The sequence below is a fragment of the Microcoleus sp. CZ3-B2 genome (assembly GCF_036705055.1).
Lineage (GTDB): Bacteria > Cyanobacteriota > Cyanobacteriia > Cyanobacteriales > Microcoleaceae > Microcoleus.
Genome location: NZ_JAUBTN010000088.1, coordinates 1 through 20,209, shown reverse-complemented (window position 1 = coordinate 20,209; position 20,209 = coordinate 1). Strand labels below are relative to the sequence as shown.

Annotated in this window: 17 protein-coding genes and 1 pseudogene; 4 read left to right on the top strand and 14 right to left on the bottom strand. The window is 47.6% G+C overall.

Annotation, left to right across the window (positions count from 1 at the left end):
- Positions 1-81: 81 nt before the first annotated feature.
- From QUA97_RS26015 to QUA97_RS26005, 3 genes are all read right to left on the bottom strand, one after another.
- Positions 82-648, bottom strand: coding sequence for a thermonuclease family protein (locus QUA97_RS26015; RefSeq protein ID WP_333197064.1), 567 nt, complete (start codon positions 646-648; stop codon positions 82-84).
- 12 nt (positions 649-660) lie between these two features.
- The gene (gene polA / locus QUA97_RS26010; RefSeq protein WP_333197061.1) at positions 661-3,744 is read right to left on the bottom strand and encodes a DNA polymerase I; all 3,084 of its coding nucleotides are present in this window, start codon (positions 3,742-3,744) and stop codon (positions 661-663) included.
- Between the two features lie 286 nt (positions 3,745-4,030).
- Positions 4,031-4,183, bottom strand: coding sequence for a hypothetical protein (locus tag QUA97_RS26005; RefSeq protein ID WP_333197059.1), 153 nt, complete (start codon positions 4,181-4,183; stop codon positions 4,031-4,033).
- Here QUA97_RS26005 and QUA97_RS26000 point away from each other — a divergent pair.
- Positions 4,173-5,492, top strand: coding sequence for a J domain-containing protein (locus tag QUA97_RS26000; protein WP_333197056.1), 1,320 nt, complete (start codon positions 4,173-4,175; stop codon positions 5,490-5,492). The two genes, QUA97_RS26005 and QUA97_RS26000, sit on opposite strands and share 11 nt — an antisense overlap.
- On the opposite strand, the pseudogene QUA97_RS25995 reads toward QUA97_RS26000, so the two are convergent.
- From QUA97_RS25995 to QUA97_RS25945, 11 genes and pseudogenes are all read right to left on the bottom strand, one after another.
- Positions 5,493-6,056 (bottom strand): annotated as a pseudogene (locus tag QUA97_RS25995) (glycosyltransferase family 4 protein); the annotation flags it as partial. It abuts the gene before it with no gap.
- A gap of 18 nt (positions 6,057-6,074) precedes the next feature.
- On the bottom strand, positions 6,075-6,266 hold the full coding sequence (locus tag QUA97_RS25990) for a hypothetical protein (RefSeq protein ID WP_333197054.1): 192 nt from the start codon (positions 6,264-6,266) through the stop codon (positions 6,075-6,077).
- 150 nt (positions 6,267-6,416) lie between these two features.
- Positions 6,417-6,689 (bottom strand): hypothetical protein, encoded by a 273-nt coding sequence (locus QUA97_RS25985; protein ID WP_333197052.1) that lies wholly within the window; start codon positions 6,687-6,689, stop codon positions 6,417-6,419.
- Between the two features lie 403 nt (positions 6,690-7,092).
- Positions 7,093-7,317, bottom strand: a complete 225-nt coding sequence (locus QUA97_RS25980; RefSeq protein WP_194012664.1) for a hypothetical protein — start codon at positions 7,315-7,317, stop codon at positions 7,093-7,095.
- 242 nt (positions 7,318-7,559) lie between these two features.
- Entirely contained in the window at positions 7,560-8,297 is a 738-nt protein-coding gene (locus QUA97_RS25975; protein ID WP_333197050.1) for a low-complexity tail membrane protein, read from the bottom strand.
- A gap of 428 nt (positions 8,298-8,725) precedes the next feature.
- The gene (gene infB, locus QUA97_RS25970; RefSeq protein ID WP_333197048.1) at positions 8,726-11,899 is read right to left on the bottom strand and encodes a translation initiation factor IF-2; all 3,174 of its coding nucleotides are present in this window, start codon (positions 11,897-11,899) and stop codon (positions 8,726-8,728) included.
- On the bottom strand, positions 11,896-12,135 hold the full coding sequence (locus tag QUA97_RS25965) for a hypothetical protein (RefSeq protein WP_194012661.1): 240 nt from the start codon (positions 12,133-12,135) through the stop codon (positions 11,896-11,898). The genes infB and QUA97_RS25965 overlap by 4 nt, the downstream gene beginning before the upstream one ends.
- 158 nt (positions 12,136-12,293) lie before the next feature.
- On the bottom strand, positions 12,294-12,608 hold the full coding sequence (locus QUA97_RS25960) for a YlxR family protein (RefSeq protein ID WP_194012660.1): 315 nt from the start codon (positions 12,606-12,608) through the stop codon (positions 12,294-12,296).
- Positions 12,609-12,711: 103 nt separating this feature from the next.
- Complete coding sequence (nusA, locus tag QUA97_RS25955) at positions 12,712-14,010, bottom strand: transcription termination factor NusA (RefSeq protein ID WP_333197045.1); 1,299 nt, start codon at positions 14,008-14,010, stop codon at positions 12,712-12,714.
- Positions 14,011-14,313: 303 nt separating this feature from the next.
- Positions 14,314-14,781 (bottom strand): ribosome maturation factor RimP, encoded by a 468-nt coding sequence (rimP, locus tag QUA97_RS25950; RefSeq protein ID WP_333197043.1) that lies wholly within the window; start codon positions 14,779-14,781, stop codon positions 14,314-14,316.
- 724 nt (positions 14,782-15,505) lie between these two features.
- Positions 15,506-16,957: a hypothetical protein gene (locus QUA97_RS25945; RefSeq protein ID WP_333197041.1), complete on the bottom strand. Its 1,452-nt coding sequence runs from the start codon at positions 16,955-16,957 to the stop codon at positions 15,506-15,508.
- Between the two features lie 41 nt (positions 16,958-16,998).
- On the opposite strand from QUA97_RS25945, the gene QUA97_RS25940 reads away from it, so the two are divergent.
- The 3 genes from QUA97_RS25940 to QUA97_RS25930 all read left to right on the top strand — a co-directional run bounded on the left by QUA97_RS25940 (position 16,999) and on the right by QUA97_RS25930 (position 20,147).
- Positions 16,999-17,142, top strand: a complete 144-nt coding sequence (locus tag QUA97_RS25940; protein WP_333197039.1) for a hypothetical protein — start codon at positions 16,999-17,001, stop codon at positions 17,140-17,142.
- A gap of 447 nt (positions 17,143-17,589) precedes the next feature.
- Positions 17,590-19,089, top strand: coding sequence for a GUN4 domain-containing protein (locus QUA97_RS25935; protein WP_333197037.1), 1,500 nt, complete (start codon positions 17,590-17,592; stop codon positions 19,087-19,089).
- Positions 19,090-19,592: 503 nt separating this feature from the next.
- Positions 19,593-20,147, top strand: coding sequence for an adenylate kinase family protein (locus QUA97_RS25930; protein WP_333197066.1), 555 nt, complete (start codon positions 19,593-19,595; stop codon positions 20,145-20,147).
- Positions 20,148-20,209 lie beyond the last annotated feature (62 nt).

Below are 20,209 nucleotides of genomic sequence, written 5' to 3'. Positions count from 1 at the left end.
AACTAACAACTAACAACTAACAACTAACAACTAACAACTAACAACTAACAACTAACAACTAACAACTAACAACTAACTCAATCATTTCTTCCGAAAAGTCCAAGCGGGAACAAACTTAGAATCTCCCCAAACGCCGCGCCGATTTTTCTTAGCTTCGGCTTCCGCTTGTTCCACAATACTTGCACTAGGACAGTTTTTTAAGTAAGGACGGTAAACCATTGCTAATCCTTCGCGCAGCAAAACTTCTTGGGCAAATGTGCCGTTTGGCAAGCGAACTTCGCTAATTTTGCGGCCGTAGCGATCGGTATCGGTGACGGTCAAAACCACGCGCCCGCCCCCTTGTTTGACGAGCTGCTGCATTCTTTGCTCGGCTAGATTTCCCCACTTAAACTGATTCTTTTCTGCTGCTTTTTTGCTGTTTTTTTCAGCATTGGTGTGGGCAATTTCCGGTGCATCTATGCAGGCAAAACGCACTTTGATATCCTTCCCGGCGCTATCGCTGGCGACAAGGGTGTCGCCGTCGCTGACTCGTTTCACAGCATAATTGTTGGGCGGTAGCTTTTGCGGACAACCGGAGAGTAGGAACAGCAGAAAAAGTGCACTTAAGCTGGTGATTTTAGGAGAAAGGGTGATTTTGGTTGGGTTCATATTTCTCTCTGTTTATTTAGTTTCCATCCAATTTTGCCCCGCGTGGATGTCAACTATTAGCGGTACGCTAAGTGGCAGAGCATTTTCCATCGCCGTTCTAATTTTTGGCTGCAATTCTTCCCATTCATCGGGAGGTACTTCAAAGATTAATTCGTCGTGAACTTGCAATAACAGCCGCGCCTGATAGTTTTGCAAAATTTTGTCTACCTCAATCATGGCAAGTTTAATGATATCTGCACTTGAGCCTTGAATGGGAGCGTTGGCTGCAGCCCGCAAAGATTGGGCGTCATTTCTATTGAGAGACTTAAGTAGGCTGGAGTGAATGTCTTCGGGGTTGCGACGTTCTTTTTTAAACTCAGCGAGTGTTGGGCTCTCGAAGTTGAGATAGCGGCGGCGGCCGAGAATTGTGGAAACGTAGCCTAGGGCGATCGCCTCTTTTTTTACGTGCTCCAAATATTCAAAAACCTTACTGTAACGCTCGTTAAATCGTTCAATAAACTTTTTCCCGTCTGCCGAAGACTTGCCCATCGATCGCCCAAACTTAATCGCCCCCATACCATAGATTACCCCAAAATTAATCGTTTTCCCAAACCGTCTTTCATCCGGCGTTACTTCCTCTTTTTCAAACAGCAGTTGAGCCGTTACGGTATGCACATCTCGGTTATTTTGGTAAGCTTCAATCAACACCGGTTCTTGACTCAAATGAGCCAATATTCGCAACTCAATTTGAGAATAGTCAGCCGACACCATCAGCCAACCAGACTCCGGTAAAAAAGCCTTGCGAATTTGCCGCGAAAACTCGGTGCGGATGGGAATATTTTGTAAATTGGGATTGGAAGAAGAAAGCCGGCCCGTACCAGTTGCAGCTTGGTTAAAATCTGTATGTACTCGCCCGGTATCCGCACGCACTAACTGCGGCAAAGCATCGACATAGGTTGATTTTAATTTGGATAATGTTCGATACTCTAATAAATCGTCTACAATCGGGTGGTCTCCTTGCAATTTATCCAAAACAGCGGCATCTGTAGAGTATCCCGTCTTTGTTTTGCGAGACTTTTTCTGAAACTGTTCGGGGATTTTTTCTAACAAGATTTCGCTTAGTTGTTTGGGCGAACCTAAGTTGAACTCTCTCCCCGCTGCTTCATAGGTATTTTCTTCAAGTTTGGCTAATTTTATTTCTAGTTCTTGCGAGAGGGTATTGAGATAAGCTGAATTAATGCGAATTCCGCAGTATTCCATTTCTGCTAAAATTGGTTCTAAAGGCTGTTCTACTTTCAGCAGTAAATCCTCCAAAGTTTTTCCGGAAAAGCTAGCTTCATCAGCTTTATCCAATTCTGCTCTAAGTTTACTTACTAACCCAAACGTGGTGTGAACATCCATACCGCAGTAGTCAGCTACTTTTACAATACTGATGTCAGCAATTGTTTTGTTTTTCGGTACTAATTCCTTGTAGCTTTCTGCGACAATGCCTAAGTAGTGCCTTGACAATTCACTGAGGCTGTGGCTAGTTTCTGGGTTGAGTACGTAACTGGCTAGCATGGTGTCAAATACGACTCCAGCGAGTTTGATTCCTTGACAGCGCAGGATCAGGCGATCGAATTTAGCATTTTGCAGCGCCTTGGGATAATTTTCGCTTTCCAAAATCGGACGCAAAGCGTTTAAAGCCGTGGCTTTGTCCAAATTTTTACCCGTTTTGTGTCCCGTGGGAATGTAAGCGACATCCTCTTCACCGGTTCCCCAACAGCAGCCAATTCCGACTAATTCGGCATCTCGCGGTTCGAGGGCGGTGGTTTCGGTATCCCACGCCACGGGCGAGTTTTTGTCGGTGTGGGTTTCTAGCAGTTGGACTAATTCGTTTAACTGTTCTATTGTTTGAATGATTCGGGGTTGGATTGGCAGTTTGTTTTTCTGCTGGGCAGCTTTGGTTTCTGCCGCACTAAAAAACCACAATTCGTCTGCTTCTGAAATTTCAGAACTTGCAGCGGAAAAATCATTTAAATTATCAGCGTTAGGCAATTCAGAGACTGTAACTTCTCCCTTTTTCCGAACATCCGTTAAATCCGTTACAGAATCCGCTGCCGAACCTTCCCTCCGAACATCCGTTAAATCCGTTACAGAATCCGCTGCCGAACTTTCTTTTTCCGCACCGCCGAACCGCTTTTGAATTTGTTTAACTTTGGTTAAAAATGTTTTGAATTCCAACTTTTCCAGCATGGGAATCAAGGCTGATTCATCAAAACCTATAAGCTGGCAATCTTCTAAGTTGATTTCTAAGGGAACATCTTGGACAATTGTCGCCATGCGCTGAGAATGATAGGCAGCTTCTTTGCCTTCTTCTAGCTTTTTCTTGGTTGCGCCTTTAATCTCGTCGATGGCTGCATAAATTCCGTCGAGGGAATTGTAAGCTTCTAGCAATTGCAGGGCGGTTTTGTCGCCGATGCCTCTGACTCCGGGAATGTTGTCGGATTTGTCGCCGCACAAAGCTTTGTAATCTATTACTTGTTCGGGCAAAATACCGAGTTTTTCTTTAACTTGTTCGGGGCCGTATTCTTGAGATTTGCCTTTTCCCGATCGCCTGAGCTCGTCGGTACTCAAATACAAGACGCTGATATTTTTGTCGGTTTCTACTAATTGAAACAAATCTCGATCGCCCGTGAGGATTTTAACCGCATAACCGGCGGCGCTGGCTTTGTTGGCTAAAGTTCCCAAAACATCGTCCGCCTCGTAGCCCTCAGCGGTGACTGCTGGCAAATTGAGATAGGTGAGGAGTTCTTGCAGGTTTTTGAGATCGGGAATAAAATCTTCGGGGGTTTCGGGACGACCTGCTTTGTAAGTTTCGTCTGCTTCGTGGCGAAAAGTGGGCGTGGCGAGGTCAAAGGCGATCGCCATGTACTGGGGATCGTGGGCGGCCATAACTTCCAGCAGCGACTTGAGAAAGCCAAAACAGACGCTGGTGGGAATGCCTGTGGTTGTTCGCAAGCCTCCGTCTCGACTTTTGGCGAAGGCGAAGTAGGAACGAAAGGCCAGGGAGTGGCCGTCAACTAAGATGAAGGTGGGAGCTTGATTTGCCGACACTGACACAGATTGCGATCGCACGAAAGTATTTTCTCATTGTAGCCAGTTGTGATGCCTGTTTCAAAACCGAACGCAACCGCAAAAAAGCTCTAAACCCTTATGAAATCAGTCAGTCGATTTGAAATTTTCGATTTTCCTATTGAAGATTTACTTGCAGCGCAGTGATTCACCGGAGCCCGAAGTGGAGTCTAAAATTTGGATTTTTCCGAAAAACCGGGTTTTCTGCGTAATATCATGTCCCCTCGATTGACCGATATCGCGATCCATTTTTGTCATGGTGGTAATCGATCGGACATGGCATAAGTCCTCAATCTATAATCGACTGACTCTCGATCGCGATCGGCTGATTGTGCAGCTTGCCTGAGAATGCTAAAAGATAAGAAGTACGATTCCCGCTCGGGATAGCTTCGCACGCGCGTAAATTTACCAATACCTGCCGATCGAAGCCTATGGCTGACATTAATCGATGCTACGAAATCCTCGAAATTGAGCCGGGAGCTTCCTTAGAAGAAATTAAACGCGCTTACAGGGATTTAGCGTTTGTGTGGCATCCCGATCGGTTGCCCCCTGGCGATCGCCTGCAACAAAAAGCTGAACAAAGATTAATAGAAATTAATCAAGCTTACGAAGAGTTGGTGTTGTTTCTCAGTCAGCCGGAATCGAAGTCGATCGACAAACCGTTTCAGCAGCCACAGCCTGCGCCACCCCCAGCACCGCCGGAAAAGCCGCTGAGAAGGCGTTCGGGAAAATCAGCCGGCAGGCACGGTTCCCAGCGCCGTCAAACCCGCCCCAAAGCCTCATCCCAAAAAGTTTCAACTCCAAACAACTCTTTAAGCAAGAAACAATTTACCACTAAAAATAGGCAAACCGAGCGGGGAAGAAAGCCTTCGGGGCGCAGCGCGGCGAGGAAAGCGCGGCGAGTTCAAAACAGTCTAAAGAAAAGGAAAAAAGAGTTTCCGACTCAATACTCCAAACCGCAGGCATCTCACAACTATTTAACTTTTCCTTGGGGCCCACTGGCGATCGCCGTGGCGAGTTACGCTGTGACGGGCTGCATTTTGACAAAATATCAGGCCCCCCTGTGGATGTCAGCTTTAATCTGGGGTGCGGATTGGCTGTGGGCCGCGATTTTGCTGGCGGAGGGTTCGGCAACGCCTAAAGTGTGGCTGGCGGCACTGGTTTTGGCTGGGGCGGTGGGGGGGTCGATCGCCGGTTTTCAGGCTGGAGGAATGGTAACGGGGGCTGTCTGGGCGGCGGTTGGGGCGGGTTTGGGGGCGATCGCCAGTTCTGAGGCGGAGTCTCGGGCCGTGGCTGTAGTTGTGGGGGCTGCGGGAGTGGCGACAGTGTTGGGGTTGATGGCTGGAATCGGCACGGATGCTGGGGATTTGCAGCAGGTGTTGGCGGCTGCGGTGGGTTGGGGGATTGCGGGCTTGACTTGCGGCCTGGTGGCGGAAGTCGCCATGAATTCCCGAAGTCCCATCGGACTTGGAGGTGCGATCGGGCTGGGGATTGGGGCGTGGGCGGGGGTTTTGGCTGGGGAGGGTTCCGGGGCTTTGACGCAAGCCTTAGAGATTGCTGGATCTAAGAGTGTTTATGGGGCTTGGGCTGCGATCGGAATTGTGGCTGGAGTTGTGGCGCGGATGGTAGTGGGCGAAAGGTCGATCGCCACTGGGCGCGGGCTCTACACATTTATCCTGTTAGTTGCTACTTCCGGTTTCGGGCTGTGGCTGGGAAATTGGCTGGTGGGTCGATCGCATTTTTGGAATTAATCATTCACTAGATTTTTGATTGTAGTATTCAGAAGCCAGTCGGTTTTCAAACAACCACTGTTTGCTTTCAGGGGAATCATCCAGCCAGCGATCGATCAATTCGGCCCATTTGACAGGCAAGCGCAAGTCATGCCAGGTTGAGTGAGAAGCGACAGAAATATTGTGATAAAGCCCTGAATCCGAAACCAGATTTTCGATACATTCGGCTAAAGCCTGAGAGTTCCCCGCCTCGAAAATCATGGAATTAACGCCATGCTTCAAGTGGGTTTTAAACATCGGGTGATCCGAAGCTACTATCGGTGTTCTAGTGCGTAAAGCGTGCTGAATTGTCAGGGGAAAGCCTTCGGGATATTCGTGCCTGCTAGTAACTAGCACGATATCGGATTCTCTCATTAAAGGTTCTAAAGTATGAGTTGGCACCAGTCCCCGAAATTCTACATAATCTTTAATTTGCAACTCTTCAACTCGCCGGGTAAAAAACTCTTCTTCCCCTTTACCTGCCATTTTTAAGTGAACTGATATATTCCGCTCTTTTAACTTTGGTACGGCTCTTAATATATCGCCAACTCCCTTACTTTGTACTCACGAACCAGCGTAAAACAGTTTCATTTTTTTGAGATCTGCAGGGATTTCTTTCGGCGACAAAGAGCCGGGATTGGTATCTAAGAGAAAGTCCCAAGGAATTATTTGATCTGGTTTTACTCCAATTTCTTTGAACAATAAAGATGAAGTAATGCCGTAAGTCCCAACCCATTCTATTTGCTTGTTATTCAAAAAATTGGTCAGGAAATAGTTGCGGCACTTATCGCGCCAGCTTTTTGTTGCAATAGATTCGGCAAATACAGCTATGGTTCTAATTGTATTTTCAATTGCAAAATTAAAAATGTCGGGAATAACCGTCCGCAGGACTAAATGAGTCGGATTTTACTCGGCAATTAATTCTATCAATTTTTTGGAATCAACTTTGTAATTAAATCCGCAACCGATCGCCCGCACGCAGTTTTCTAGAACCCGATCGTTAAATTCTGGTGTCATGCAGCACATAACCGTTACTGACTCAGCCTCCGGTCGTTTTGCCATCTCAGTAACGGCATCAACAGAATATTTTTGAGCGTAGTATGTTTCGCTTCCCCCTTGGGCCAGATGCTGAAAGGTTTTTGCGTAATCGCCGGCATACTGAACTATGACTAAGCGCATTTTCCTAAACTCTGGTTGTGTCGTATTTAATAGAATCTACGGTGCAAAAGATTTGTAATCTGGTTATGTTGACGGTTTGATATACCCCTAGAACCGCACTGTGAATTTTCTTTTGCCTCCGTCCTATTATAAAGAGTTGCGGCAACAGACACATAAATAGATAGCAGTCGCAGTCGCTTTGTATCAGGGTTTCAGGCTAATTTTATCTGGATTTTTCTGAGAGGGTGTAGAAGTAGGATGCGGAAATTAATTCCGACTCAGTAAGCAAAAATAGTGTCCCCTGCAATTTGATGTCCGAAGTTGCTGCGATCGCTTGCGGCACTTACTTCGCAGATTGGAGGGGATGCCTGCTTTCTTTGCCTGTAAAATTCACAAACCTTGACCATCTTTGGTTTGAGGGCGCTCAGTAAGCCAAAGTTGCTAAAGTTTCTCGTAGATAGGATCGCACCTGTTGATCGATGCTGGCATTTTTCTGCTTGCTCTCAAAATTGAGTTCTAGCTGCCAGCGTTGAAATCCTGAACTTGCGCCGATCGCAGATTTGAGACTGCCCCAGATTTCAGAATCTTCGCACAGCTCGATCGGCTCTGCTGCTTGAGGTTGTTGTGCGATCGGTGAATAATTCGCCATATTGTTATACCTCTGTTTTAATCCCCTGTAGGGATTGAAAGCTTACCTTGACTTTCTCTATTATAGATTCTTCTCTGGAAATAGCCAACCTAAAATATCTATAATCTGTGATTTAAAATTAAATATTAAAATTATTAATAATCTCAATCAGAACAGAGCCATTACTTATTTTTTTTTACAGCATACATCTGTCGAAGGTAAAGTAGCTTAAATTACAATTATTTCGAGTTTAATTTTTCATTTCACTTTTCGATCGACTGTTGGGGTAGGGAGGTAACGCCGTTGGTGTCAGAAAGTTGTGGGTTGACAATACTGCCGGCTGGCGAATTCCCAATTGTCGGTGGCGGATTGCTTGACTCTCCGGGTGCAGCTTCCGTGACAGTTATCTCGACCGCAAAAGTCGGCAAAAGTCGATCGACTTGCCAAAGTGCGATCGTAAAATCATGCCTAATTTTTTGTAAAAAATAAGGCTTTGTCGCTGCAAATTGAGATTCCGGCGTCAGCAAAACCGCCATCACACTAGCAGACACCTGCAAAAACAAATTGCTAGCTAAAAAAGCAGAACCTGCCAACAACAATCCAGCCCACCGCCAGGAAGGAGGAAACGGAGCCACGCCAGCAGCGAGGGGAGCCAATCGGTAGAGATGCCACAAAATTATTGCCAACAAAACAGCGACAAAAAGAGCCACTCCTTTATTTAATTTAGTTTTAAATCGAGTCAGAATCTGCTGCTGCAAATCAGTTAACTTGTCCGGTTTCACAGCCACTACTAAAATACTAAAAATATAAAAAGGGCGGAACCACTGCATCCACAGCACCGGAACAATACCTGCTACAGCCACTAAAAACACTTCTAACCACACAGGAATCGCGGGAGAACCCACTGCGAGTCCCAGCAAACACAGTCCCAGGAAGATCGGCAGTGCAGCCGCCCCAGAAAGGTGAATCCATAAAAAAGGCTCTGACCAAAAAGAACGCACTTTAATTAATTATTGGTTATGAATTATGAGTTTTCAATTTTGAGTTTTTACAATCTTGGATGCACTCTTCCCGTGAAAATCTGTTGCGAGGAGTACATATCTAGCGGTCAAACCGAGGATTTTTAAAATCAATCCGGTTACTTTTTGTAAGTCTTATTTGAGTGGGTGAATTTTAAATTTTGAGTTAAAAACCAAACTTGTGAGTGAATAGTAGACTTCTTGGACTGATTCACAAACGTATTTTGAAATGAATCTGCGTTGATCTGTGTTTATCCCAATAGCATCTGCGGTCGATCGGCTCGCATTAAAGATTTATGCCAGAAATCTAGTTTGGGAGTATTGAGTTGAAGAGAATAGTTTCGAGCGATCGGCAATTTAGTTACCTGGACTCAAAACTTCTCTTCCAACTCAAAACTCACCACTCAAAACTATTGAGATAGAGTCCGGCGCTTAGTAACCATGCGGTAGGCTTCAATAATATCGCCTTCGGCCCAGTCGCTAAAGCCGCTCAAGGAAATGCCGCATTCGTAGCCAGTATTGACTTCCTTAGCATCTTCCTTCATCCGCTTGAGCGAGTCGAGGATACCTTCGTAAACGATATTGTTGCCCCGGCGTACCCGCACCTTACAGTTGCGGATGACCTTGCCTTCGAGTACGTAACAGCCAGCGACAGCCCCACGACCGATCGCAAAGACAGCGCGCACTTCCACCTTACCCAGAGGTTCTTCCACCAGTTCTGGTTCCAGCAGACCTTCCATCGCCCCTTGAATATCATCCAAGAGGTTATAGATGATGCCGTATTCCCGCACGTCTACGCCCGCTTGGTCGGCCGCTTGGCGAGCGCCGGTGGCGAGAGTAGTATTGAACCCGATAATTACAGCATTACTGGCTGCAGCGAGGTCAATATCCGTTTCTGTGATTTCCCCAGGAGCAGACAGCAGCAGTCGGAGTTGAACTTCTTTTTGAGGAAGTTCAGTCAGAGAGCCGACAATTGCTTCGAGGGAGCCTTGGACATCTGCCTTCAAGATCAAGTTGAGTTCCTTGAGAACGCCTTCCTTAGCTTGTTGAGAGAAGCCGCTGAGGCTGATCCGGCCACCTTGGAGCAGGCGAGAATCTCGTTGGAAGGTAGCTCTTCCGCTGGCGATCGCCGCTGCTTCTTTTTCGTTTCCGAAGACATCAAACTCATCTCCGGCGCGAGGTACATCCCGCAGCCCCAGCACTTCCACCGCGAAGGATGGACTTGCTTGGTCTACGCGATCGCCCCGGTCATCGATCATTGCCCGCACCTTACCCAGAGCCGAGCCTGCGACCACAATATCGCCCACTCGCAGAGTGCCGTTCTGCACCAGCAGGGTTGCCACAGGCCCCCTTGCCTTATCGAGGTGAGCTTCAATCACAGTACCCTTAGCCGGTCGGTTCGGGTTAGCGTTGAGGTCTTCCATTTCTGCCACTGTCAGAATCATTTCCAACAGGGTATCCAGGTTTTCCCCCTTAATCGCGCTGACGGGAACCATTGTAATATCGCCGCCCCAGTCATCTGCGACCAAGCCGTACTCAGTCAGCTCTTGCTTCACCCGTTCCGGCTGAGCGCCCTCCTTGTCTACTTTATTAATAGCCACGACAATTGGCACTTTCGCGGCTTTCGCGTGGCTGATCGCTTCAATTGTCTGAGGACGCACGCCATCGTCCGCCGCCACCACCAAGATAGCGATGTCCGTAACCCGCGTTCCCCGAGCCCGCATTGCTGTAAAGGCTTCGTGACCGGGCGTATCCAAAAACACCACCTGCTGGCTCTTGCCTTCGTGTACCACATCTACGTGGTAAGCGCCGATGTGCTGGGTAATTCCCCCAGCTTCTCCCTGAGCCACCTTTGTTTTGCGGATCGAGTCGAGCAAGGTTGTTTTGCCGTGATCCACGTGACCCATAATCGTTACCACTGGCGGACGGCGCTCGAGGTATTCCAAATCTGCTTCATCGATCATCTCGATGACTTTGAGGGCTGGGGCTACTTTTTCGGGAGTTTCTACCTCTACACCCATTTCTTCGGCTACCGTTCTCACCGCTGAAATATCTAGGGTTTCGGTAATGTTGACCGCAATGCCTCTTGAGAACAACCGTTTAATAATTTCGGTTTCGGGAACAGCCAAAGTAACTGCTAGTTCTTGAACGGTCATCGGTCTGCTCAGCAGCAGCTTTTCTGGACGTTCTACCTTAGCTTCGGCTGTTTTGCCCCGGCTGCCGCGTCCCCCAGAAGAACCAGAAGAACTTTTATCGTGAGAAGGGCCCGGTCTTTTGTTTTTGCCGCTGCTTCCCGGTGCGCCCGGAGTTGGTGTTGACTTTGGTGCTGCTTGTCCCTTTGCTTTAGCTGGGCGGGCTAAGGACAGGCTGACGGTAACTGGCGCTGGCATATCCAAGCCATTTTCTAAGTCATCGTCATCCTCGTCTATGGGTTTGAGGCGAGAACGTGCCTGCTTGACCTTTTTGGCAGCTTTGGCAGCATCTGAGTTTTCGTCATCATCTTCTTCCCAAATGACCGATGTCTTTTTGGCTGGACGCGGAAGTGTCGGCTTGGGAAGCAGAAGAGTATCCAGCAACGGCGTATCTTCTTCATTCTCATCAGTGTCATCCCCTGCGGCTCCGGTGTCACCACCTCGGCTTCGGAGCCCTCCTGCTGACGTTACGGGCGCTAGGCTCCGGCGCGGGCCACCGGGCTGCGGTCGATCGGCAAGTGCAGTTTTAACAGGGCCGCCAGCGCTAGGGCGAGGTCTTTGGGCGTCGCTACCTCCCGGTGCGGGTCTGCTGGGGCGGCTCGGTCTGGCCGGCGCTTCCAGATTTTCTGTCTGTTGTGATTGCTCTTGCTCGGTTCTGGCAAGTTTTAGTACCGGCTTGTTTCCCAGACTTTGTGGGGTGCGCGTTGCCGACTCCGCCGTCGCTCTGACTGGTGGCGACGTGAGTTTTGCCCCCGGTGCTGCTGGGGGAGTGGCTGGCTGGCGCGGGGTACGATCGGGTGCCTTGGACGACGGCGGTTGAGCTGTCGCAGGTGCCGCAGGTGCTCGATCCTGGGCGGTTGTTTCCGGGGCGATCGCACCTACTGTTTCTGAAGCTGTTTCTGAATCTGTTTCCGAAGTTGCTCCCGAGCCAGAGACATTTGGCTTCGACAGCACCGGTCGATTGATATTTGGTTTAGCGGGGGGCTGGAGTTGCCCGGCGGCAGGCGATTTGGGAGGAGTTGCCACGGTAGCACCAGGCTCGTTTTTTTGCTCCTCGTTGCCCGCCTGCTGGGAGGAATCACCAGCCGGCCGTACTTTTGGACTGCGTATTTCTAAAATTTGCTGCTTTTTTTGTTGGTCGTTAGGGTGAGGGCCAGACTCTTTTGATGGCGCTGCTGCTCTTTCGGTAGGAGCTGGCTTGCCGGGGGAAGAGTGGCTGCTGGCTACGTATTTTTCCGCCGTTTTGCGAATTCGTTCTGCTTCTGATTCTGTAATTGTGCTGCTGTGGCTCTTGACTGAAATATTGAGCCGCTCGCAAACTGCCAAGATGTCTTTATTATCCAAATTTAGTTCCCGTGATAATTCGTAAATTCTTACTTTGCCGTTGTTCATCCACTCTGCCCTCTTTTGTGCCAACCAGTTTTTACATTTTGATTCTTTGTTCTAATGACGACATCATTCGCTGTGATTGATTCAGTGTCAGGAATCGGGGTTTTGGTACTCAGGGAGGTAATTTTATCTAAAAGATGCAGCTCGCTGAAGTCTGCCTTGAGATAATTTTCAAGTTTTTTTGGGAAAGTGGCAACTGTCGAAGTCTGATTTTTTTTTGGCAACTGCCACTTTTTCAAGCTTCTAAGTTAGCTTTTCCACCTTGAGGATACCTCTGCTAGTACCCTACCCTTATCTAATCTGACACAAATCTTTCCAGACTGGTGGGCCGATCGGATTGAGGTTGTAGAGCTGGCGCTACCAGTATTTACTGGCGCGTGCTGCTCGCGAGGGTTTATTATACAGTCGATACCGAACTCTTGTCGGTTTTTCGCCCGGTTGAACCCGAGTCAAATGTACAGTCAGATGTGTCTAAAAGCTGCCAAAGTGTTTGGTACAGTTCGTCAGACACAGGCGCTTTGAGCGATCGCCCAAGTCGATTTTTTTTCTGAGCTGCTTTCAGGCATTCGCTCGCCCGACAAAGGTAAGCGGAACGACCGAAGCCGCGATCTAATTGTACCTGATGAGAAGGATAGACCCTGACTACTCGCCAAAAAGCTTCCTTTGGAGCTATTTTTCGACAACTTGCACAACACCGGTAGTTCGGTTTCATCAAAGTGAGAAGGGGAGAGGGGGGAGAAGAGGAGGATAGTGTCCGAGGGGGACAAGTTCTCCTTGTCTCCCGTGCGGAAAAATCTTGGTCAAGAGCACAGTTTTTAGACTGGGGCTGCGGTTTCGTCCGTTGCTGCCTTTTCTGCTGCCAATTCTGCGGCTTCCGCCTCGCCGTCGAAGCCTGATGCTTCGTCTTCGTCTTCGTAGTAGTCTCCTGCTACTTCTTCTTCTTCCAGCCTGGTAGCTTCTGCTGCCAATTTGATGTCTTCGGCCTCGCGATCGTACTTAGCAATATCTTTGATATCGATTTTCCAACCTGTCAGGCGGGCTGCGAGGCGGACGTTCTGACCTTCTTTGCCTATGGCAAGACTCAGTTGGTCTTCAGCGACCAAAATGTGAGCTCGCCTGCCTTCTGGGGCAACCAAACGCACTTCATCTACTCTAGCAGGACTAAGAGCGTTAGCGATATAGGTGGCCGGATCTGGAGACCAGCGGATCACGTCTATTTTTTCGCCGCGCAATTCGTTGACTACTACCTGAATCCGCGATCCCCGCGCTCCGATGCAGGCTCCTACCGGGTCTACATCGCGATCTAGCGTATCAACTGCTATTTTAGTCCGAGGGCCGACGTGCCGGGATGGCGGATTTGCCTCCCTGGCTACGGCGACAATCCTCACCACCCCGTCTTCTATTTCTGGTACTTCGTTAGCAAACAGGTAAACCACCAAACCTGCATCTGCTCTAGAAACAAGTAACTGCGGCCCTCTCGTGGAGCCTTCGCCTACCTTTTTGAGATAAACCTTGAAAGTAGCGTTGGCCCGGTAATTGTCGTTGGGCAACTGTTCGCGCTTGGGGAGTTCGGCATCTACTTCCGGCTGACCGAAACTGCTGGTGACTGCTAAAATTACCGACTGCCTCTCAAACCTGATCACTCTTGCTTGAAGAACAGTTTCTTCTAAATCTTTAAACTCTTCTTGAATCATTTTGCGCTGTTGGTCGCGCAGTTTTTGAGCAAGAACTTGTTTGGTCTGAATGGCTGCCATGCGACCAAATTCTTTTTGATTTGGTGTTACGTCTACGAGTACGATGCTCCCCGGCTGAGCTTCTGTGGCTACTTCTTGCACTTCCAAAAGTGATATTTCGTGATCGGGATTTTCGACTTCTTCTACAATAGTTTTGTTTGCCAAAACGCGGAAACCTTCTTGTTCTGCGTCCAGTTCAACATCAAAATTATCGAAGTATTCTTCGCTGAAGTGGTCTAGTTTTTGGGTGCGGCGGTAGCGTTCGTATCCTTTGAGCAGGGCTTCTCGCAAGGCTGCTTGGACGGCGTGTTTGGGTAAATTTCGCTCTTTGCTAATACCTTCGACCATTTCTTTGAGTCCGGGTAGGGGAACCATTGACATATAAAACACTCCTTTTTTACTGTGACAATACGTAACTGGTAATCGCGAAAAGATAATTGGTGAGTTTTGATAGGAATTGAGGGGTGATGATTTATGAGTTCCCAAAATAGGGTTAGGTAAATTCGGTGTTGTCACAATTTATTTGTTGTGCCAACTCAACCCGCGGCTCTCGATTTGATTCTTAAAAATTAACTCGCAGCGAAGCATTTTCAGCTTACTGCGAGGCAATCTAAAATCTCAAATCTGGCGGACACTCACAGGCACCGCCCCGAGAGCCCAAAACTCAAAACTCAAAATTTACCTTTACTGCTCCTTTCCTTCGTCTAGTTCAACTCGCGCAATTTGAGGGCGGGGAACTTTAACCTGTCGCCCTTTTAGATTGAGATAAACCGCTGTTTCATCCCGACCTACCAGTAGTCCTTTCCACTCTTTGATTCGCGAGTCTGGTTCGGTGGCTTTGACTGTCACTGGGAAGCCTTTAAAGGTAATGAATTCTCGATCGCTGCTGAGCAATCGGGATATTCCGGGACTGGAAATCTCTAGCACGTAGGCGTCGGGGATGATGTCGGTTGCGTCTAACTCGGCTTCGAGGGCTGTGCTCATCCGCTGGCAGTCGGCTAAACCGGTGTCTTGCTGGAGGTTGCGGATGTCTACCCGCAAGACGGGAGGATTTTGGTTGGTGTGAAACACTGCTCCCACTACTTCCAATCCCAGTGTTTCCGCAACGGGGGTAGCTAAGTCAATGATTTGTGGGATTAGGGGATGAGTCATATCGAATACTTAAGTTAAAACTCCTGAACTCGGAAACGGTAAGGAAAAATCAGTTATTGAGATTGCTTTGCTTCGATCCCGCCCAAAAAACCGAGATCGGCTCCCAACTGCTGTCGGGGAGAGCCAAAAATTTTAGACTCAAGTTTTGGCTCCCAGATTAATCTGTGGAGTAAATCTCAAATCGAAAATGGAAAATCTCAAATCGACCGACCTGATTTTTGACCGCAATATCTGAGGGTTTTTACCCTCAAGTTGATTTGTGGAATGAAGAAAAAGATGTCAGATTTTCAAGCCCGAGGATGAGCTTGTGGGGTTTAAATTCTGCCTTCTACTTTCTGTGTTCTAGCCGACGGATGACTTTGTTGCGTCGCCCGCGGCCGGCAAGTCTTCAGCTTGCAGGTGTGATGCCCTAAGTTGTTTGGCTGCGACTAACGCAACAAAAAAAGTGGGCTTGACCCACTCCTAGGTGAAACAGTTTCTTCCAAGAAGTTTGAGGGCTGTCTCCGATCGAAGTTGACCTCAGTTTTCAGTTTAGCTCGATCGCCCGTCCGGTGACAAATCGATCGCGCTGGCGAGACTGTCGGAGCGAGTGTCGGGGAGAGGGAGAGAGGGGGAGAGAGGGAGAGAGGGGGAGAGGGGGAGAGAGGGAAAAAGATTCTATTTTGCTTCTGACTAATGACTGATGACTAATGACTAATGACTTCTTCCCCCAACATCCGTTAGCTTAACGGGGGGCTATCCGCTGCAGTTCCTTAGCTTGCTCTAAAATTTTCTCGAAGTCTTCATCGCTCAACCGCTGGATGTAGTTGATTTTGAACTCTTCTAGGAAGTCGGACAGCAGCAGTTGTATTTCTTGCCAGGTTTGCTGCTGTTGGAGTTCGGCTCCTAAAGCTTGGCCGAAATGTTGGACTAGCTGGCTTGAGAGTTTAGTGCCTACGGGGTCTTCGCTGGCGGTTTTAAAGGCTTCGTAGGCATCTTGGGGGCCGAGGGTGACTAATTTGGATAGCTCTGCAACTAATTGCTCTGCTAGCTGTGCGGGGAGGTTTCCCAATCCGGGCACTTGCTTCCATCCTTGATAGAGGGGGGATTGTTTGAGAAATAATTCTATATTGTAGCCCAGGAGGGCTTCTAAGTCTGGCTGGAGTTGGGGCAGGACTTTGTAGACGGTGATTTGGACTAGATGGGTGGCGATCGCTTCTATTTCGTTGATATTGTTGATGTCTAAATATTGCTGTTTTGGGGATTGAAATAGTTGACGAGCTAGTTCGCCTGTGGTAATAGATTGTTGCATCTGGTTGATGAGCTGAATTACTACTACTTCGGTCAATTCTTGGGCGAAGTTGGCGACGAAACCTCGGCTGATTTGGGTGCGTATGGGTTGAAGATCCGGCATTTTGGCTTGGTGGATGCGAATTGTGACGGGCAATATTCGCAACAGGCGCCAGAACGGGAGGAACAGGAAGATGTCGTACCACCGCCAAAGCATGGCCGATCGCCAAGTGACGCTGCGGTGTCGGCGGCTGATGAAGTAGGTGCGGGCTAGAAATTCGATCGCGAATAAAGCCATAAATGGCAGGTCGATTTGCCAGAAGTTGTCAGTAAATTCGCCGTTTTCTCCCATCGTCCGGTAATAGTTGGTGGCGATTAACGGCTTAATTTTGGCATCAAACCAAGTGATTTCTTGTTGCCAGCCTTTTTTGTTTAAATAGTTTTGACTCCAGAATGTTGTGAATGATTGTTTGGCGGAGTCTTGCGGATTCGGGGCGCGATCGCGCATCCGGTCTTTGATTTTTTCTAGGGCACCGCTTTTTGATGCTACTCGAAAGGGATCTTCGTCGATCATTTTTGCGGTCAGATTGTTTATTTCCTGCAATTTGGCTGCTACTTGGGGAGATTGCAAGCCTGTTTGCACTACTAGAATTTTTAATTCTTCTAAAGTTTCTAGATATTTCTTGGTGTCTCGGTGCGGTTTAATTCCTTTAAATGGGTCGTATATTTTGGTAATAACTGGTAGTTGCCGGAAGTAAAAATCACGCCACGGTATGTAAGTTATGTCAAATAATACTAGACTGAAATTTCCGATGGCGACGAGTGCCATGAACCGCTCGAACCAGGGAATTTTTGCTAATTTTTTGGGGGTGGCGGGAGTTTTAGATGGCGGTAGTTTGGGTGTCACTGTCAGTTCCTAATTAAGTAGACCGAACGCAATAAATTTAGGTGGTAATAGCTGAAAAAAAACAGCAGCTTAAACTGGCTAATTGTCGATCGCGCAATCCGAGTGCGATCGAGCCAGCCAATATTTATTTTAATGTAGGGAGAGTTAGGGAGTTTGGGATGGTTGATTTGGCAGGGCTTTGGTAAAATTTTATACTGGATAAAGGTTGAGGTCGATCCTCTTCGAGGGCTTCGCTAACGAACTTGAGGACAGCGACACCTGCGGTTAGTCTGCTTCTCTCTGGCAATAAAATTATATCTCAGGCAGAATCCTAAGTTGTGTTTTCGGCCTTGCAAAACTAACTGGCTGGGTAATAAATTACTATTTTTGTTAAATCTGCTGGCTATTTGACCGCTAAATCAAATGTATTGAGCCGATCGAAGTTTAGGATTAGATTTGGACTTCGAGTTTGAGGTCAAACCATCAAGAGAGTTATACTTGCTTAGGGGCAGTCTGGCGAGAGCGATCCCGAGGGCGACGGTGGCTGCAGCTATACTAAGGTGCCCAGTCTCGCCTCCACAAAAACCAACTCGCGATCGGACTATTGAATAAAATTACACCCCGAGTATAATTTTTCGCATTTTTTTTAATATATGACATACTGCCTTAATCTCGATTGCCCAAGAGAAAAGCGTCAGAACCCACCAGGCACAAAGTATTGTCTTAATTGTGGTTCAAAGCTGCTGCTAAAAGACCTTTATGCAGCTACTGAGCCACTACGCGATGGAGGATTTGGTAGAACTTTTAGAGCGGTAAATCATGGAAAATTTGAGGAATTGTGCGTTATAAAACAGTTATCGCCACCTCTAGATTTTCAGCGAAAACCTGCTCATTTCAAAAAGTATGTCCGACTGTTTGAACAAGAAGCAAGGCGGCTTTACGAACTGAAACACCCACAAATTCCTCAGTTAATTTCTTATTTTGAGGAAGATGGGCGCTTGTATTTGGTGCAAGAGTTTATTGATGGCAATAATTTAAAGGATGAGTTAGAAAAATATGGTGCTTATAGCGAAACTAAGACAAGGGAACTGCTGTTAGATTTGTTACCTGTGCTGAATTTTGTTCACGAGCGTAATGTAATTCATCGGGATATTAAGCCTGAGAACGTGATCCGGCGAAATCGCGATCGCAAATTCGTGCTGATAGATTTTGGGGTTTCCAAACAGGTAGTAGCTGAGGCTCCTACCAAGGCTGGAACCAAGTTAGGAACTCCAGGTTACGCGGCTCTAGAACAGCGTCACGGTAGGGCTGTTCCTGCTAGTGACCTTTACAGTTTAGGAGTGACTTGCATTCGTTTGCTGACTTCTGTTATGCCTTATTTGGATATCTACGGCGACATTCACGATGACCTTTACGATCCGCTCGAAGGTCGCTGGCTTTGGAGGGAGGCTTTGCCGAAAGGAACAAAAATTAGCCAGGATTTAAGTCAGATTTTGGATAAATTGATTCAGGAATATGTCAAAGACCGCTATAAGTCTGCTCCGCAAGTTTTGGAAGTTATTAAACCTCCTATTGTTGTGGTACCAGGACTGGTTAATTTGCAGCAAGCAACAGTTCTCAGTCCTTCATTTTCGACTCAGCCCGTGACTGATACTCCGCTAGTTTCTGTCAACTTAGAGTCAGAAAAAGGTATTGATTATTCTCACTTGGAAAGGCTGCTTGCTGCTAAAAATTGGCGGGATGCTGATGAAGAAACTTCTGTGAAAATGCTGGAGGCGATGGAGCAAGTTTCTACTGGTTATTTGAGCGAGGAAGATATTAGGAAGTTTCCCGTTAAGGATTTAGAGACGATTGACAAACTTTGGGTTAGGTACAGTCACCGCAGGTTCGGCTTTTCTGTGCAAAAAAAATTGTGGCTAAAGTTGGGAGGAAAGCCGGGTGTTTATGATGCTACTGTTTGGGATAAATTTGGCGATCGGGTGGGGTGGCGGGTTAACGGTGAGTGGGTATATTATACTGAATTGAATTTTACTTCTAAGGCAATGCCTGGACATTTGCCGGGAGGGACTATTTTTGGGTGGGAAGGTGGGGTTTTGTGCGGTGTTTTGGGTTTGGGCGGGATCTGGTTTCTGCTGTCGCGCCGAGATTTGTAGGAAGAAGGAATAAGAAAGTCGGAAGCAGGGGCTAAAGGCAGGAATTAAGCAATAATATACCTCTTGTACTCATTCACAAATTATCTGAAATTATCTGCGTATATCTGTGTTGCATCTGCCTGACATCTGCAGTTTATGTATTAATGGAGGAGTTATGCAATATTGTTTAATCGTAACTAAGTTTTGACGGCGGTTCCGATATTGGGTTCGATCGAGCCTGCTTAACAATATATAGTGACTTGACCGATCGCACATCGGATCGAACGCTAAATGTACAATTAGTCAAAAGCTAGTCGCAGTCGCAGTCGTTTGTGAGCTTTTTTGAACTCGATCGATCGCTGAGGCACAAACAGGTTTTTTACTCAACTACGGCCGGGATCGCCAGAGGGATACGGTTATAGGGCGAAAAACCCGGTGGATGGCAGTCTTGGTGAGTCCAAGATTGTCAAAAAAAGGTAAACATCGCGTAGAATTTGAATGTCGCGGCACTAGGAGCAGAGACTGTGAGAGTGGTGATTCTGGGAGGGCCAGGAGCGGGAAAGGGAACTCAGGCTGAACTACTTTGCAGCAATTTGAGCCTTCCTTTGCTGGCTGTGGGGGACATTCTACGGGAGGCGATCGCAGATGAAACAGATTTGGGCAAGTTGGCGGTGTCTTATGTTGAAAAAGGGGAATTAGTTCCCGACACAACTATGATTCAATTCTTTCGCCGCCGACTGCTGCTGTGGGATGTGTTTAATGGCTGGGTGTTGGAGGGCTATCCGCGAACGGCTTTTCAAGCTGAGGAATTGGATTTTTTGCTCTCTGATTTGGCACAAGAGCTAGATTGGGCAGTTTGGCTGAAAGTGCCCAATGAGGTGTTGTTGAGTCGATCGATCGAACGCGATCGATCGGACGACGAGCCAGAAATTTTACACCGCCGGCTAGATTTGTTCGAGGAACGCACTATTCCTATCTTAGAGTATTACGAGTATCGCAACAAACTGTTAACTATCAACGGCGATCGATCCCCGGAAAAAGTCCAGCAAGATATTCTAAAAATGGTCAGTAGTCAGTAGTCAGTAGTCAGTAGTCAGTAGTCAGTAGTCAGTAGTCAGTAGTCAGTAGTCAGTAGTCAGTA

What these genes read in the sequence shown, in the direction of transcription:
- rimP (WP_333197043.1), bottom strand. Translation starts at nt 14,781, where the DNA reads ATGACTCATCCCCTAATCCCACAAATCATTGACTTAGCTACCCCCGTT.
- QUA97_RS26005 (WP_333197059.1), bottom strand. Translation starts at nt 4,183, where the DNA reads ATGTCAGCCATAGGCTTCGATCGGCAGGTATTGGTAAATTTACGCGCG.
- QUA97_RS25980 (WP_194012664.1), bottom strand. Translation starts at nt 7,317, where the DNA reads ATGGCGAATTATTCACCGATCGCACAACAACCTCAAGCAGCAGAGCCG.
- QUA97_RS26015 (WP_333197064.1), bottom strand. Translation starts at nt 648, where the DNA reads ATGAACCCAACCAAAATCACCCTTTCTCCTAAAATCACCAGCTTAAGT.
- QUA97_RS25960 (WP_194012660.1), bottom strand. Translation starts at nt 12,608, where the DNA reads ATGAAACCGAACTACCGGTGTTGTGCAAGTTGTCGAAAAATAGCTCCA.
- QUA97_RS25935 (WP_333197037.1), top strand. Translation starts at nt 17,590, where the DNA reads ATGACATACTGCCTTAATCTCGATTGCCCAAGAGAAAAGCGTCAGAAC.
- QUA97_RS25985 (WP_333197052.1), bottom strand. Translation starts at nt 6,689, where the DNA reads ATGCGCTTAGTCATAGTTCAGTATGCCGGCGATTACGCAAAAACCTTT.
- infB (WP_333197048.1), bottom strand. Translation starts at nt 11,899, where the DNA reads ATGAACAACGGCAAAGTAAGAATTTACGAATTATCACGGGAACTAAAT.
- QUA97_RS26000 (WP_333197056.1), top strand. Translation starts at nt 4,173, where the DNA reads ATGGCTGACATTAATCGATGCTACGAAATCCTCGAAATTGAGCCGGGA.
- nusA (WP_333197045.1), bottom strand. Translation starts at nt 14,010, where the DNA reads ATGTCAATGGTTCCCCTACCCGGACTCAAAGAAATGGTCGAAGGTATT.